This is a genomic window from Streptomyces sp. NPDC002499 (assembly GCF_053595415.1).
The window spans coordinates 411,412-425,835 of sequence record NZ_JBSFXO010000012.1 but is presented as its reverse complement, the minus strand read 5'-3'; the positions used below and the strand labels follow the sequence as shown (position 1 = coordinate 425,835).

The following is a 14,424-nucleotide window of genomic DNA, read 5'->3' as shown; positions in this document are numbered from 1 at the left end:
TTCACATACAGCTGCCGGGTGTCCAGGCCGGTCAACTTCGCCTTGTAGACCTTCCCTTCGGCATCCGCCTTCGTCCAGCCGGTGACCTGCTTGCCACCACTGACCACCGGATGCGCACCGGGCGCGGCCTCATAGACGATCCGCTGCCCGCCCGTACCGGAATCCTTGGCAGTCAGGGCGAAGGTGCGACTGAGCTGGTACGTACCCGACTTGAGCCGGACATGGATGTCACCGCGCACCTTGGACTTGGCATCGCGCACGTAATCCCGCGCGTGCTCAAGGGTCTTGAAGGGGTGGTCGGCGGTGCCCTTCCCGGTGTCCTTGCCGTCAGGTGCGACATAGACGGTCAGGGCCGGTCCCTTCGATGCCTGGGCGGGCACCGCGCTCAAGGGGACCGAGGCCGCGGCCACGGACAGGGCGGCTATCAGGGTTCTTCGTAGCGGCAGGTAGCTACCGCTACGAGCAGACGGAAGAGACATGGGTATCCAATCGCCTGAGCTGGTGGCCCAGGGCGCCGGTCGTCCACGGCGTCCTGGACTGTCGGGCGGCGGCGTGCCGCCGGGGAAGCAGGTGTGAGGCCGGCACCGGGCCGGTGCAAGGCATGCACTGGGTGGGTGCGAGGCAGGTACTGGGTCGGTGCGAGGCAGGTACTGAGTCGCGAGGCAGGTACTAGGAGGCCGACGTGTGCGGCGGTGAAGAACCCGCGGGATTGTCGGCGACCGGTGCCCCGGGGACCGGGCGGTCACCGAGGTTGAACAGCCGGTCGCGGATCTTCCGCTCGAACTGGCTCTGAGTGGTGGCGATGTGCTTCAGCATCAGTTCCTCGGCGAGTGCGGCCTCCCCCGCGGCGACCGCCTCCGCAACGGCGAGGTGCTGATGCCCGGCGACTTCCAGCGAGCCAGGCGCGTCGCCGTGGAAGAGCAGCACGTCGGACTGGCCGGCCAGCCGCCGCACACCCGCGACGCTCGAGCGAAGGAACACGTTGTGCGAGGCGGCGCCGACCGCGTCGTGAAAGGCCGCGTCGGCCCGGGCGAAGGCGTGCACGTCGTTCCGTCTGGCAGCGTCCAACGAGGCCTCGGCGAAGTCCTTGATGGCACGCACCTCGATGGGTGTGGCCAGACCGGCGGCGCGGCGGGCCGTCTCCGACTCGATCACCGACCGGTAGTCCAGGAGCATCAGGACGTCTTCCATGCTCGTCGGCCGGAACTGTGACATCTGGTCGCCGACCAGCCCTCCGGTTCCCTCGGCGACGAAGATGCCGGCTCCCCGCCGCACGCTCAGCCGACCGATGGCCGCCAGGACCTTCACGGCCTCCCGGGTGACGTTGCGGGTGGCGCCCAGGATCTCGGCGAGGCCCTGCTCGGTGGGGAGCCGGTCACCGGGACGCAGGCCCTGTTCGGTGATGTACTCCAGCAGCTGCTCGGCCACCAGCTCGTACCCCGGCCGGTAGGAACGTGACGCATCATCGTCTCCCCCACCCGTGACGCGCGACGGATCGGCCACGATGGCTCCTTCTCGACGGTCAAATGAATCTGGTTCATCTGGTGGGCCACTATGGCATCCGCGTTACGTGATGGATAGATGTTGACGTAGATCAGTTTCAAAATCCGACTTAACGGGCTAGAACCCATGGTCAGTCAAGGTTTGCCAGCTCCCTTGCATCAGACCAATCACATCCTTAGGGTCCTCCACGTTGGATGAAGCAGATTCTTCGAAGCTCAGAAGGCACCCTTGCGGGAGAGATCTCTATGAGACCGGCACGGCACGGCTCGGCTGGAGCCGATACACCCCTGACATCCGGACAGCACCGGACATACGAGGAGGCCTGAGATGGGCGCGTTCGACGGGCTCCGCGCCCTGGTCACCGGCGGCGCCTCCGGCATCGGCCTGGCAACCGCCCAACTGCTCACCGCCCAGGGAGCACACGTCGCGATCCTCGACCTGACGCAGGCATCCCCCGACGGAATCACCGTGTGCCTGCGGGCCGACATCGGTGACGACGCCTCCGTCACAGCTGCCGTGAGCAGCGCGGTCGACACCCTCGGCGGCCTCGACGTCCTGGTCAACAACGCCGGGATCGGCGCCCAGGGCGGCATCGCGGACAACCCCGACGACGAATGGCACCGGGTCTGGGACATCAATGTCGTCGGACTGGTACGGGTCACGCGCAGCGCGCTGCCCGCGTTGCGATCCTCCGCTCACGCGGCGGTCGTCAACATCTCCTCCATCGCCGCGACGGCGGGCCTGCCCCAACGGGCGCTGTACTCGGCCACCAAGGGCGCGGTGCTGTCGCTGACCCGCGCCATGGCGGCCGATCTGCTGCCGGACGGCATCAGGGTCAACGCCGTCAGTCCCGGCACCGCCGACACCCCGTGGGTGGGCCGGCTCCTGGACCGGGCTCCGGACCCGGCCGCCGAATACGCCGCTCTGGCGGCCAGGCAACCGAACGGCCGGCTCGTCTCCGCGGACGAAGTCGCCGCGGCCGTGGCCTACTTGGCCTCGCCCGCGGCCGGGTCCACCACCGGAACCAACCTGGCCGTGGACGGTGGCATGGACGGACTGCGCCTGCGAAAGGAGGGGTGACCCATGGAACGCCACGCCGCCGTCGTCAGGTTGCGCCCGGAGAAGGAAGCCGAGTACCGAGCACTGCATGCCGCGGCCTGGCCCGGCGTACTGGAAGCTCTCCAGCGCGCCAACATCGGCAACTACTCGATCTTCCTGCGCGACGGGTTGCTGTTCAGCTACCTCGAATACACCGGCGACGACTACGCGGCCGACACCGAGGCGATCGCCAACGACCCGATCTCACAACGGTGGTGGGCGCTGACCGACCCCTGCCAGCAGCCACTGGACACGGCGGCCGAGGGCGAACTGTGGGCGAGCGCCGAGGAGATCTTCCACCTCGACTGACTCAGCCGACTTATCTGGCTTAGCAGGCTTAGCCGACTCGGCTTGCCCGGTGCCGCACCGAACCCCTGTCCCACACGCCTCCTTCTCCCGCACCCTCTCCCCTCCCTCGAACGCCCTTGTCTCGCCCCCTCTCACCCGCGGAACGGACCATGCGCATCGACGCCCATCACCACCTGTGGAACCTGGAGGTCCGTGACCAGCCCTGGGTCCACGGCCTGCCCGAACTGGACCGCAGTTTCCACCCGTTCGACCTGCGGCCTCTGCTGGAGCGCAACGCCATCGACGCGACGGTCGTCGTGCAGACCATGGCCGGCCCCGAGGAGACCCCGGAACTGCTCGCCCTCACCACCAGGGACCCGCATGTGAAGGCCGTCGTCGGATGGACGAGCCTGACCGACCCCGCGATCGCCGACCGGCTCTCCGAGCTGCGGGACGCTCCGGGCGGCGCCGCACTCGTGGGCATCCGTCATGGGATCCAGGACGAACCGGTGCCCGACTGGACGTCCCGGCATGACGTCCGGCGCGGACTTCACGCCGTCGCCGCTGCCGGCCTCACCTACGACCTCCTGGTGCGCCCCGACCAGTTGGCGGACGCGGTCAGGACCGTACGCGAACTGCCTGACGTGCGCTTCGTCCTGGACCACGTCGGCAACCCCTTCATCAACAAGGAGGGTCTGGATGCCTGGACCGCCGAGATGAGAAATCTGGCACCCTGCCCCAACATCGCCGTGAAGCTGTCAGGTCTCCAGACCCGGACGCCGGCCGGATGCGACCCGGCCGATGCGCTGCGCCCCTACGCGGACGTGCTGTGGTCGACCCTCGGCCCGGACCGCGTCATGTTCGGATCGGACTGGCCGGTCTGCCTCCTGACAGCCGGCTACGACGAAGTCCTCACCACGGCCGAGGCCCTCTGCGAAGACCTCAGCGAGGCAGAACGCGCCGCTGTCTTCGGCTCGACTGCCGCGCACTGGTACGGAGTCGCGGCATGAACATCGAGCGGCTCGGCCGCACGAAGGTACACGTCAGCTCCCTGGGTTTCGGCGCCGCTCCGCTCGGCAACCTCTACAGCGCCATCAACGACGACGAGGCCCGCGCCACCGTCGACGCCGCCTGGGATGCCGGGCTGCGCTACTACGACACCGCCCCGCACTACGGCCTGGGACTGTCGGAACGGCGCTTGGGTGAGGCACTCGCCCACCGCCCGCGGGAGGAGTTCGCCGTCTCCACCAAGGTCGGCCGACTCCTGGAACCGCACCCCGCTCCCACCGGATCCGACCTGTCGGCAGGAGGCTTCGCCGTCCCGGACACCCTGATCCGCCGCCCCGACTATTCCCGTGCGGGCGTGCTGCGCAGTCTGGCCACCAGCCTGGATCGCCTGGGACTCGACCGAGTCGACATCGTCTACGTCCACGACCCCGACGATCACCTGGACACCGCCGTCGGCGAGGCCATACCCGCACTGCTGGAACTGCGGGACCAGGGCGTCATCGGCGCCGTGGGAGTGGGTGCGAACACCGTCGGACCGCTGCTGCGGACCGTCACCGAGACCGACATCGACACCGTCATGGTGGCCGGGCGATGGACCCTGCTCGACCGCACCGCCCGACCTCTGCTGGACGCGTGCGCCGCGCGAGGGGTGTCGCTCGTCGCTGCGGCGCCCTTCAACTCCGGCCTGCTGAGCCGCCCTTACCCCGCCGCCGACGCCACCTTCGACTACGGCCCTGTTCCGGAGCAGGTGTTGCACCGCGTGCACCGCCTCGCCGAGGTATGCGCCCGCCACCGAATGGTCCTCCCCCACGCGGCCTTGCGTTTTCCCCTGCGCAGTCCTGAGGTGGCCTGCGTGGTGGCGGGCTTCCGCTCCGCCGACGAAGTGCGAGCGGCCGCTCGTTGGACCGGAGTCGATCTCACCGATGAGACATGGGCCGACCTCGACAGCGTCGTCGAGCAGGATGTGAGTTAACGACAACATTCTGAATGGGACAACAGAGCGCTGCCATCTGGGGGTACATCTCTGCGCCTCATGTTATCGTTAACTTCCCTCACGGAGCCCAGCAAGGAGAAGATGTGTCGAGCGCGCCCCGTTCGTACGATGCCAACCCCAGCTACGAGCCCGTGGGCGGGCAGGTGGTCGCAGGTTGGCCGGCCGCCGTCGCCGGGCTGCCGGCCGGTCCGCTCACGTTGGCGGTGGACGGCCCTGCCGCGCTGGACTGGGACGCGCTGGCCGACGGCCTGTCCGCGGCCATCCGCTCCGCCGGGCGGCAGGTGAAGGCGGTGGATGTACGCCGCCACTACGCACCGGCCGCCGCCGAGCGGATCGCCGCCCGGCCCGTCCCCGCCGACGACCCCTTCTTCACTCCCTTGTCCGAGGCACGGGTCGCGGGCCTCTTCGACTCCGTCCCTCAGGAGGGGCAACTCCCGGACGACGGCGTGGTGTTGGTGTCCGGCCCGGGCGCGGCGCTGTGCGAGCCGGATCTGCTGTGGTACGCGGACCTGCCGAAGCGGTACGCCGAGGCCGCCGTGGCACACGGGCACCTGCCGGTGGGCGTCAACCTCGGCCGCCCCGACGAACTCGGCCACCTGGTGCGGCTGTTCTACACCGACTGGCCCGTGCTGGACCGACACCGCGACGCGTACGCGACACAGGTCGACCGGTGGATCGACGTACAGGACGCGACAACCCCCACCTCTCTGGACGGCGCCGCCCTGCGCAGCACCCTGGACCACCTGGTGCGCGGGCCTGTGCGCACCCGCCCCTACTTCAACTCCACTCCCTGGGGCGGCCAATGGGCGGCGAGCGAACTCGGCTTCACCCCGCAGGCCGGCAACACCGCCCTCGGCTACGAACTGATCGCCCCGGAAGCGGGTGTCCTCATCGGCGACAAGGACGGGCCGCAGGTCGAGGTCCCCTTCCAACTCCTCTGTGTCCTGCACCCGGAGGCCATGCTCGGTGAGGAGGTCCATCGCGCCTTCGGCACCTCCTTCCCGATCCGGTTCGACTACCTCGACACGGTCGGGGGCGGCAACCTCTCGCTGCACTGCCACCCGCAGGAGCGGTACATGCGGGAGGTCTTCGGCTGGCCCTACACCCAGCACGAGACGTATTACGTCACCGCCGGCGAGCCCGGCGCCAAGGTTCTCCTCGGGCTCACCGAGCACGCGGATCTCGACGTCATGCGCCGCCAGGTGGAGGACGCCATCGCGCAGGGCACGCCCATGCCCGTCGAGGACCACGTCCAGGTCCATCCGGCCACCGTGGGTCAGCTGTTCATGATTCCGGCGGGCACCCCGCACGCCTCCGGAGCGGGCAACCTGGTGCTGGAGGTGAGCGCGACCCCGTACCTGTACTCGCTGCGCTTCTACGACTGGCTCCGCAAGGATGCCGCCGGCGCGTCCCGGCCGCTGCCCTACGAACACGGCTTCGCCAACCTGGACACCGCTCGGCGCGGAGAGGACGTGACGAAGGACCTGATCCAGCAGCCGCGCACCCTGCGTGCGGGCGAGGGCTGGCGCGAGGAGGTCATCGGCGCACTGCCGGAGATGTTCTACGCGGTGCACCGCCTGGTCCTGGCCCCGGATGCCGGCATCGCCGACGACACCGCCGGCCGCTTCCATATCCTCAACGTCTCCGCGGGCGGGGGCGCGGTCATCGAGACCCATGACGGTCGCAGCCACTTCCTGGCCTTCGCGGAGACGATCACCGTGCCCGCCGCAGCCGGTCCCTACCGCGTCCGCGCGGTGGGCGGCGACGAAGTGCACATCGTCAAGGCCCTGGTGGTCGAGCCGTGACCGGTGCCGCTCGGCGGACGAGTGCCGCTCAGCAGGCCGGTGCCACCCGGTGGGCCGGTGCGCCGATCCCCGTACTCGACATCGGCGGAACACATGTCACCGCCGCCCTGGTCGACCCCGCGACCGGCCGCCCCCTCTCGTCCTCCATACGCCGCAGACCTCTGGGCTCCGACGCCGCGGCCGACAGCATCCTCGACGCGATCGCCCTGGCCGCACTGGAACTGCCCGCCGAGCACCGGCCGGACTGGGGTGTGGCCATACCGGGCCCCTTCGACTACGACACCGGGATCGGCCGCTTCACGGGCGTCGGGAAGTTCGAGGCCCTGTCCGGTGTCGACGTCGGGGCCGGACTGCGCCGGCGGCTGGCGCACCGGGCTGAACACCTGCGCTTCCTCAACGACGCCGACGCCTTCGCGATCGGCGAGTATCACGCGGGCGCCGCGGCGGGGCACGAACGTGTGGTGTGCCTGACGCTGGGCACGGGCGTGGGCTCGTCGTTCCTGAGCGGCGGGCGGCCGGTGCACGACGGCACGCACGTGCCACCCAGCGGTCACGTGCACCGGCTGACCGTGCACGACCTGCCGTTGGAGGAGTACGTCTCACGCCGTGCCATCCGCGCCCACTACGCCCGCCTCGACGCGGTCGCGGGGAATAGCTCCCTGCCGGACGTCCATGAGATCGCCGCGCTGGCCAGGACGGGCAACTCGGCCGCGGCGGAGGCGTTCCGCTACGCTTTCGAAGCCCTCGGCCAGGCACTGGCCCCGTGGGTCGACCGCTTCGAGGCCGGCGCGGTGGTGATCGGTGGATCCATGGCCCAGTCATGGGACTTGATCCACCCCGCGTTCTCCGCAGGGCTGGTTCTGGACGGCGGGACAACCGCCCGTGTGCTGCCGGCCGGGCGGTCGACGGAAGCACCTCTGATCGGAGCCGCCCACTGGGCACAGGACACGTCGAACGCGGCGCGTTGAGGACCGGGCAGGTCCGGGACACCGCCACGACTGACGCACTAGGGAGAACACGGCTGACGCAAGAAGGAGAAGGCGTATGACCGCTCGCCGAGGCGGCGGGCCGACCATGCACGACGTCGGGAAACTCGCGCAGGTCAGCGCCATGACAGTCTCGCGGGTGCTCAAGAACGACCCCGCGGTCTCCGAAGCGACCCGCGAACGGGTCTTCGCCGCGGTCGACCGTCTCGGCTACCGCCGCAACGAGACCGCGCGCAGCCTGCGGCTCGGCGGCAGCAGGATGATCGGTCTCGTCGTCACCAACCTTGCCAACCCGTTCTATTCGCGTCTCGCGCTCGGGGTCCAGGAAGTCCTCGCCGAGCACGACCTCCGGATGCTGCTCAGCAACACCGGCGAGCAGGCAGATCTCGAACCCGGTCTGGTCGACGGCCTCATCGACCACCAGGTCGAAGGGCTGATCGTCGTCCCCGCCGGCACTCGGCAGCAGCACCTGGCCGACGCCATGCGCCATGTCCCCGTCGTCCTCGCCGCACGGCCGCCCGCCGGACTGGACACGGACTGTGTGCTGGTCGAGGACTTCCACGGCGCCCGCGAGGCCACCGCCTGCCTCCTGGCAGAGGGACACACGCGCATCGCCTTCCTCGGCAATCCACCCGCGCTGTACACGGGGGCGGAGCGGCTCCGCGGGTTCTGGGCAGCACATGAGGAAACCGCCGTGGAGCCTGACAACGCCTTGATACGGCAAGGCCTCGTCGACGCCTCGACAGCCGAGCGAGCGGTCCTCGAACTCCTCGGCCTGCCCGAGGGCCCCACAGCACTGTTCTGCACGAACAACCGCATCAGCCAGGGAGCGATCCGCGCCCTCCACAAGGCCGGTACCACCCTCCCCCTGGCCGGCTTCGACGACTTCGACTACTCCGACATCCTCGGCCTGCCCCTGACACTCGTCTCCTACGACGCCGACGAGATCGGCCGCCAGGCCGCACGGCTCCTCATCGACCGCCTCGGCCACCAGGACTCGGCGCCCCCCGCCTCCCGACGCGTCACGGTCCCGACCCACGTGGTGCGCTACGGCCCGCAACCCGGCGAACGCCCCCACGGCACCTGACCACCGCCGGAGCGCTTGCCGTTCAGATGAGCGCTCCGGTTTCCACGGCGGATCTAGCCGGGGTACTCGTCCTCGGTGAGGTGGCGGCCCCAGGTGGTGTGGTTGCCGGTCTCGTCGGCCGCCTGGTAGGCGATCTGGGCGTGGAAGCACGCGGGTGTGGCTCCGTGCCAGTGATTCTCGCCGGGCTCGATGTAGACGCGGTCGCCCGGACGTATTTCTTCGACCGGTCCTCCCTCGCGTTGGACGAGACCGACACCCTCGGTACCGAAAATCGTCTGGCCGAGCGGGTGGCTGTGCCAGGCCGTACGCGCTCCGGACGTGAAGTGGACAACTCCGCCCATGATCCGCGAGGGCGGCAGCGGCTTGCTGATGACGTCGATGTAGACGTCCCCCGAAAAGCCCTCGGCGGGACCGGTCATCGTTTCGAGTCCATTCCTTACGACGTTCATCGTCGTCCTCCATTTTTGGTGTCGAGCTGATCCGGTCGAGCGTGCCTTCTTGCTCGAATTCGGCCTGGGATCAGGAAAACACCGTTCCGGGGAGGAGTGAGAGGTCAGGATTATCCATGTACTGGCAGGGCACCCCTCGGCCCTGGCTCCGGGGGTAATCTCGTGGCTGTGGACGCAAAGACCGAGATACGGGACTTCATCACCTCGCGGCGAGCGAAGATCACGCCCGAGGAGGTCGGCCTGGTCTCCTATGGGCCGCGACGGGTCCCCGGGCTCCGGCGAGAGGAAGTCGCGGCCCTGGCAGGGGTCAGCATCGACTACTACAACCGGATGGAGCGCGGCAACCTCACGGGCGTCTCGGAGGAGATCCTCCAAGCGATCGCGAGCGCGCTGCGCCTCGACGAGGCCGAGCGGGCGCATCTTTTCGACCTGGCCCGCGCCTCGAAGGAGCAGACCACCGGCAGGCGTCGCAGACCGGCGAAGGAGACTGTGCGCCCGAGCGTCGAGTGGATGGTCGACGCGATGACCGGTGCGGCCGCGTTCGTCGTCAACAGCCGCCAGGACGTACTCGCCGTGAACCATCTCGGACGGGAATTCTACGCGCCGATGTTCGCGTCGGGCGCGCCCGCGAACGTGGCCCGTTTCACCTATCTCGATCCGCGCGCCAAGGAATTCTTCGCCGACTGGAACCGGACGGCCAAAGAATGCGTCGCGGCCCTGCGAACACAGGCCGGGCGCACTCCTTTCGACCGTGATCTGTCCGACCTCGTCGGTGAACTCTCCACACACTCCGAGGAGTTTTCCGCGTTCTGGGCCACTCACAATGTGCGCCTGCACCGAAAAGCGGAAAAGAAATTCAACCACCCTCTCGTGGGTGAACTCACCTTGCGGTACGAGCGCCTCGCGATAACGGCAGACCCCGGCGTGGAGATCTTCGCCTACGTGGCGGAGCCCGGATCACGGTCCGAGGAGGGATTCAACTTCCTGGCAAGTTACCCCGGAGGCAGAAGCGACGTGCCGAGCGGCATGCCTTCCAAGTCGGACACGTGACTGAGCGTGCGATCGGGTGCCCAGCGTCAGTGCTGTGTAGAGACACCGAGGTCGCCGAGAAGACCGCGCACCCGGCGCTCGATTTCGTCGCGGATGGGGCGAACGGCCTCGACACCCTGACCTGCCGGGTCGTCGAGCTGCCAGTCGAGGTATCGCTTGCCGGGAAAGACCGGGCAAGCGTCGCCGCAGCCCATGGTGATGCAGACGTCCGACTCCTTGACGGCGTCGACGGTGAGCATCTTGGGGACTTCGGCGGAGATGTCGATGCCGACTTCGGCCATCGCTTCGACGGCGGCCGGATTGACCCCTGCGCCAGGGTCGGAGCCGGCGGAGCGGACCTCGACGCGACCCCCGGCCAGATGGGTCAGCCATGCGGCGGCCATCTGGGAACGGCCGGCGTTGTGGACGCAGACGAACAGCACGGAGGGCTTGTCGGGCATCGGAGGTCTCTCTTGTCTCACGACGACATCAGGCACGAATGACATCAGCATCTGCTGGTGTCAGCCGTCACTGATATGAAAGTATCAGTCCATGCTGACGTCAGTCGACACTGATCTGATCCGGGTCCTCGCCGATCCGCTCCGGCTTCGGATCGTGACCTTGCTAGCCGAAGAGACGCTGTGCACCACTCACCTGGTGGAGGAGACCGGCGCTCGGCAGACGAACCTCTCCAACCACATGAAGGTGCTTCGCGAAGCCGGCGTCGTCGAGACGGAGCCGTGCGGCCGGTACACCTACTACCGGCTCAAGCCCGACGTACTCGCCTCGCTCGCCGGCAAGTTCGCGGAGCTGGCCGAGTCCGCGCGCACCGCCGCCGAGAACAAGAGGGCCTGTCCGTGACCCCTGCTGAGGAGTCCGCGCCGGCAGTCTCAGCGCGTAGGTCCATCGAGCCCGCGCCGGACGCCACTCCCCCGCGTACCCCGCTGATCGCGCGTGCCGCCGCCGAACTGATAGGTACCGCGCTCCTGGTGGCCATCGTGGTCGGCTCCGGCATCCAGGCCACCCAACTGACCAAGGACGTCGGCCTGCAACTGCTCGCCAACTCCACGGCCACCGTCTTCGGCCTGGGCATCCTGATCCTGCTGTTCGGACCGGTCTCGGGTGCCCACTTCAACCCGGTCGTGACGCTGGCCGAGTGGTGGACCGCGGGACGTGGCGGCGCCGGCGTCACGATGCGAGAGGCAGCCGCGTACCTCCCCGCTCAGCTGGCCGGCGCCATCGGCGGTGCGATTCTCGCGGACGCGATGTTCGGCCGGCCGCTGGTGGAATGGTCGACCCACGACCGCTCCGCCGGACACCTGCTGCTCGGCGAGGTGGTCGCGACGGCGGGCCTGATCCTGCTGATCTTCGGTCTGGCCCGCACCGACCGACTGCGGTTCGCGCCCGTTGCCGTCGCCTCGTACATCGGCGCCGCGTACTGGTTCACGTCGTCCACGTCGTTCGCCAATCCGGCGGTGACGGTCGGTCGTGCCTTCACCGACACCTTCGCGGGTATCGCACCCGGGTCGGTCGCCGGTTTCGTCGGCATGCAGCTCATCGGTGCGCTGGTCGGGCTGGCCCTTGTCGCGCTCGTCTTCCTGCCCGAACGACCGGCCAGGAGGGGAACGCGCCCGTGAATCCGGGCATGGTCGGGCAGGCGATCGGGCTGTTCGCCGTCACCAACATCGACGACATCCTGATCCTGTCCCTGTTCTTCGCCCAGGGTGCTGGACGGCCCGGCTCCGCCCGTCGGATCGTCATCGGCCAGTACCTCGGATTCGCCGCGATCCTCGCCGTGGCCGTCGCCGCCGCTTTCGGCGCGACCTTCCTGCCCGAGTCGGCCGTCCCCTATCTGGGGCTACTGCCTCTGACACTCGGGCTGAAGGCGGCCCGGCAGGCGTGGAAACAGCGCGGTGACGAGGACGACGAACAAGAGGCGGCCGAGCACGGTCCCGCGCCGTTGGAGGTCGCCGCGGTCACCTTCGCCAACGGCGGTGACAACATCGGCGTCTACGTCCCCGTGTTCGCCACAGCCGGCGTCGGCGGAATGAGCGTGTACGCCGTCGTCTTTCTGATCCTCGTGGGCGTGTGGTGCTTCGCCGGCCGGTACTTCGCCACGCGCCCCGTCGTCGCCAAGGCGCTCAGCCGGTGGGGCCACATCCTCTTGCCACTGGTCCTGATCACCATCGGCCTGCTCATTCTCATCGAGGGCGGTGCCTTCGGCCTGTAGCGCCGAGTGGAGCGCTTCGGCGAGCAAGTCCGGCCTCTGCCGCCCTGCGTGTCAGACAGCAGCAGGCGCGACGGTCAGCAGCTTGCCCATCGCGGCCAGCACCGACGGCTCGACCCGGTAGTAGACCCAGGTCCCGCGCCGCTCGGAGGTGAGCAGCCCGGCCTCCTTGAGCTTCTTCAGGTGGTGGGAGACGGTCGGCTGGGAGACGCCGACGTCGGAGATGTCGCACACGCACGCCTCGCCGCCCTCGTGCGAGGCCACCAACGAGAAGAGCCGCAGACGTACCGGGTCGCCCAGCGCCTTGAACATGCGCGCCGCCGTCTCGGCCTCCTCCGACGTGAAGGGGCGCTCGGTCAGCGGAGGGCAGCAGGGTGCCACAGCCTCGGAGGACTCGGGCTCCAACAGCGGCAGCGCCTTCGTATTCGACATGCGTCTATGTTGACACACGTCGAACCAAGCTGGCGAGGGCCCTGCGACCCTACTGATTAGATAAATGTCTATGTTGACGACTGTCTAATCAGGTGCCATCCTGGCCGAGCAAGTTATCGACGAACGTCGAAACAAAGGGGAGTCTCGTGAACGCGCCCACCAACGACCATCTGCCCGTGGTGGTCATCGGAGCCGGACCGGTCGGTCTGGCCGCAGCCGCTCATCTCGTCGAGCGCGGCATCGAGCCCCTGGTCCTGGAGTCCGGGCCGTCCGCCGGTACCGCCGTCCGGGACTGGTCGCACGTGCGGTTGTTCTCTCCCTGGGCGGAGGTCACCGACCCGGCCGCCGAGAAGCTCCTGTCCCCCACCGGCTGGACGCGCCCGGACGGCGCCACCTACCCGACCGGCGGCGACTGGGCCGAGAAGTACCTTCAGCCGCTCGCCGATGTCCTCGGCGACAAGATCCGCTACGGCACCACGGTGACCGGTGTCGCCCGCGCCGGTAGGGACCGCGTCGTCGACTCCGGCCGCGGCGAACAGCCCTTCACCGTCCACGTCCAGCTCGCCGACGGACGCGAGGAGCGGATCAGCGCGCGGGCGGTCATCGACGCCTCCGGCACCTGGTCGACTCCCAGCCCCGTTGGCGCCGACGGCCTGCCCGCGGTCGGCGAGAAGGCTGTCGCCGACCGCATCTCCTACCGCGTACCCGATCTTCGCGACGCAGCCGTACGCGCTCGCTACGCAGGCAGGCGCACCGCTGTCGTCGGCTCGGGAGCCTCCGCCTTCACCGCACTGGCCTCTCTCGCAGACCTGGCCAAGGAGGAAGGCGGCACGCACGCGGTGTGGATTCTGCGCCGCGGTATCGGCGAGAACACGTACGGCGGCGGCGAGGCCGACCAACTACCCGCCCGCGGCGCCCTGGGACTGCGCGCGAGGGCGGCCGTCGAGAACGGATACGCGAGCGCCGCCACCGGCTTCCGTACGCGGACGGTCGAGTTCGACAGCGACGGCCGCGTGATCCTGGTCGCCGACGACGGCCGAAGCCTGGACCCGGTGGACGAAGTGATCGTCCTGACCGGCTTCCGTCCCGACCTGTCGTTCCTCTCGGAGCTCCGCCTGGGCCTCGACGAGCGTCTTCAGGCACCGACCGCCCTCGCCCCGCTGATCGACCCGAACGTCCACTCGTGCGGCACCGTCTATCCGCACGGCGTGAACGAGCTCTCCCACCCGGAGCGGGACGTCTACCTGGTCGGCATGAAGTCCTACGGCCGTGCTCCGACCTTCCTCGCGATGACCGGCTACGAACAGGTCCGTTCCGTCACCGCCGCCATCGCCGGAGACCGCGAAGCCGCCGAGCGCGTTGAACTCACCCTCCCGGCAACTGGAGTCTGCGGCGGTGCGGGCCTGTTCGACGAACCGGGTGACACCGAGCAGTCCGGCGGAGGATGCTGTACCGCTCCCACCACACTCCAGATCGGCGTCAGCGCTCCGGGCTCCACCTCGGGCGGCTGCTGAACTC

16 protein-coding genes and 1 pseudogene are annotated in these 14,424 nt (G+C 68.9%); 12 read left to right on the top strand and 5 right to left on the bottom strand.

The annotated features are described in order from the left end of the window. Positions 1–410: pseudogene (locus tag ACWD5F_RS33395) on the bottom strand (discoidin domain-containing protein); the annotation flags it as partial. A gap of 259 nt (positions 411–669) precedes the next feature. After that, positions 670–1,503 (bottom strand): FadR/GntR family transcriptional regulator, encoded by an 834-nt coding sequence (locus ACWD5F_RS33390; RefSeq protein ID WP_451260110.1) that lies wholly within the window; start codon positions 1,501–1,503, stop codon positions 670–672. 327 nt (positions 1,504–1,830) lie between these two features. On the opposite strand from ACWD5F_RS33390, the gene ACWD5F_RS33385 reads away from it, so the two are divergent. From ACWD5F_RS33385 to ACWD5F_RS33355, 7 genes are all read left to right on the top strand, one after another. Continuing rightward, positions 1,831–2,583: an SDR family NAD(P)-dependent oxidoreductase gene (locus tag ACWD5F_RS33385; protein WP_451260109.1), complete on the top strand. Its 753-nt coding sequence runs from the start codon at positions 1,831–1,833 to the stop codon at positions 2,581–2,583. A gap of 3 nt (positions 2,584–2,586) precedes the next feature. Next, entirely contained in the window at positions 2,587–2,910 is a 324-nt protein-coding gene (locus ACWD5F_RS33380; RefSeq protein ID WP_451260108.1) for an L-rhamnose mutarotase, read from the top strand. Between the two features lie 149 nt (positions 2,911–3,059). Beyond that, complete coding sequence (locus ACWD5F_RS33375; RefSeq protein ID WP_451260107.1) at positions 3,060–3,899, top strand: amidohydrolase family protein; 840 nt, start codon at positions 3,060–3,062, stop codon at positions 3,897–3,899. Next, on the top strand, positions 3,896–4,870 hold the full coding sequence (locus ACWD5F_RS33370) for an aldo/keto reductase (RefSeq protein ID WP_451260106.1): 975 nt from the start codon (positions 3,896–3,898) through the stop codon (positions 4,868–4,870). Before ACWD5F_RS33375 ends, ACWD5F_RS33370 begins: the two co-directional genes overlap by 4 nt. A gap of 104 nt (positions 4,871–4,974) precedes the next feature. Beyond that, positions 4,975–6,696 (top strand): class I mannose-6-phosphate isomerase, encoded by a 1,722-nt coding sequence (locus tag ACWD5F_RS33365; RefSeq protein ID WP_451260105.1) that lies wholly within the window; start codon positions 4,975–4,977, stop codon positions 6,694–6,696. Further along, positions 6,693–7,664 (top strand): ROK family protein, encoded by a 972-nt coding sequence (locus ACWD5F_RS33360; protein WP_451260104.1) that lies wholly within the window; start codon positions 6,693–6,695, stop codon positions 7,662–7,664. The genes ACWD5F_RS33365 and ACWD5F_RS33360 overlap by 4 nt, the downstream gene beginning before the upstream one ends. Positions 7,665–7,740: 76 nt before the next feature. Further along, the gene (locus ACWD5F_RS33355) at positions 7,741–8,769 is read left to right on the top strand and encodes a LacI family DNA-binding transcriptional regulator (RefSeq protein WP_451260103.1); all 1,029 of its coding nucleotides are present in this window, start codon (positions 7,741–7,743) and stop codon (positions 8,767–8,769) included. 53 nt (positions 8,770–8,822) lie between these two features. On the opposite strand, the gene ACWD5F_RS33350 is transcribed toward ACWD5F_RS33355, so the two are convergent. Beyond that, positions 8,823–9,188, bottom strand: a complete 366-nt coding sequence (locus ACWD5F_RS33350; RefSeq protein WP_451260102.1) for a (R)-mandelonitrile lyase — start codon at positions 9,186–9,188, stop codon at positions 8,823–8,825. Positions 9,189–9,386: 198 nt separating this feature from the next. On the opposite strand from ACWD5F_RS33350, the gene ACWD5F_RS33345 reads away from it, so the two are divergent. Beyond that, complete coding sequence (locus tag ACWD5F_RS33345) at positions 9,387–10,268, top strand: helix-turn-helix transcriptional regulator (protein ID WP_451260101.1); 882 nt, start codon at positions 9,387–9,389, stop codon at positions 10,266–10,268. A 26-nt stretch (positions 10,269–10,294) separates the two neighbouring features. On the opposite strand, the gene ACWD5F_RS33340 is transcribed toward ACWD5F_RS33345, so the two are convergent. Then, a complete protein-coding gene (locus tag ACWD5F_RS33340; RefSeq protein WP_451260100.1) occupies positions 10,295–10,708 on the bottom strand; it encodes an arsenate reductase ArsC in 414 nt (137 codons plus the stop codon). 91 nt (positions 10,709–10,799) lie between these two features. Between ACWD5F_RS33340 and ACWD5F_RS33335 the strand changes: the two genes are divergently transcribed. Genes ACWD5F_RS33335 through ACWD5F_RS33325 form a run of 3 tightly spaced genes read left to right on the top strand, consistent with a single transcriptional unit; the run spans position 10,800 to position 12,477 of the window. Next, positions 10,800–11,108 (top strand): ArsR/SmtB family transcription factor, encoded by a 309-nt coding sequence (locus ACWD5F_RS33335; RefSeq protein WP_451260099.1) that lies wholly within the window; start codon positions 10,800–10,802, stop codon positions 11,106–11,108. Beyond that, positions 11,105–11,884: an aquaporin gene (locus ACWD5F_RS33330; protein ID WP_451260098.1), complete on the top strand. Its 780-nt coding sequence runs from the start codon at positions 11,105–11,107 to the stop codon at positions 11,882–11,884. The genes ACWD5F_RS33335 and ACWD5F_RS33330 overlap by 4 nt, the downstream gene beginning before the upstream one ends. Then, a complete protein-coding gene (locus ACWD5F_RS33325) occupies positions 11,881–12,477 on the top strand; it encodes a cadmium resistance transporter (protein ID WP_451260097.1) in 597 nt (198 codons plus the stop codon). Before ACWD5F_RS33330 ends, ACWD5F_RS33325 begins: the two co-directional genes overlap by 4 nt. Positions 12,478–12,528: 51 nt before the next feature. Here the strand turns inward: ACWD5F_RS33325 and ACWD5F_RS33320 are convergent, their stop codons facing one another. Continuing rightward, entirely contained in the window at positions 12,529–12,906 is a 378-nt protein-coding gene (locus tag ACWD5F_RS33320; RefSeq protein WP_451260096.1) for an ArsR/SmtB family transcription factor, read from the bottom strand. A 146-nt stretch (positions 12,907–13,052) separates the two neighbouring features. On the opposite strand from ACWD5F_RS33320, the gene ACWD5F_RS33315 reads away from it, so the two are divergent. Continuing rightward, on the top strand, positions 13,053–14,420 hold the full coding sequence (locus ACWD5F_RS33315) for an NAD(P)-binding domain-containing protein (protein WP_451260095.1): 1,368 nt from the start codon (positions 13,053–13,055) through the stop codon (positions 14,418–14,420). Positions 14,421–14,424: the final 4 nt, after the last annotated feature.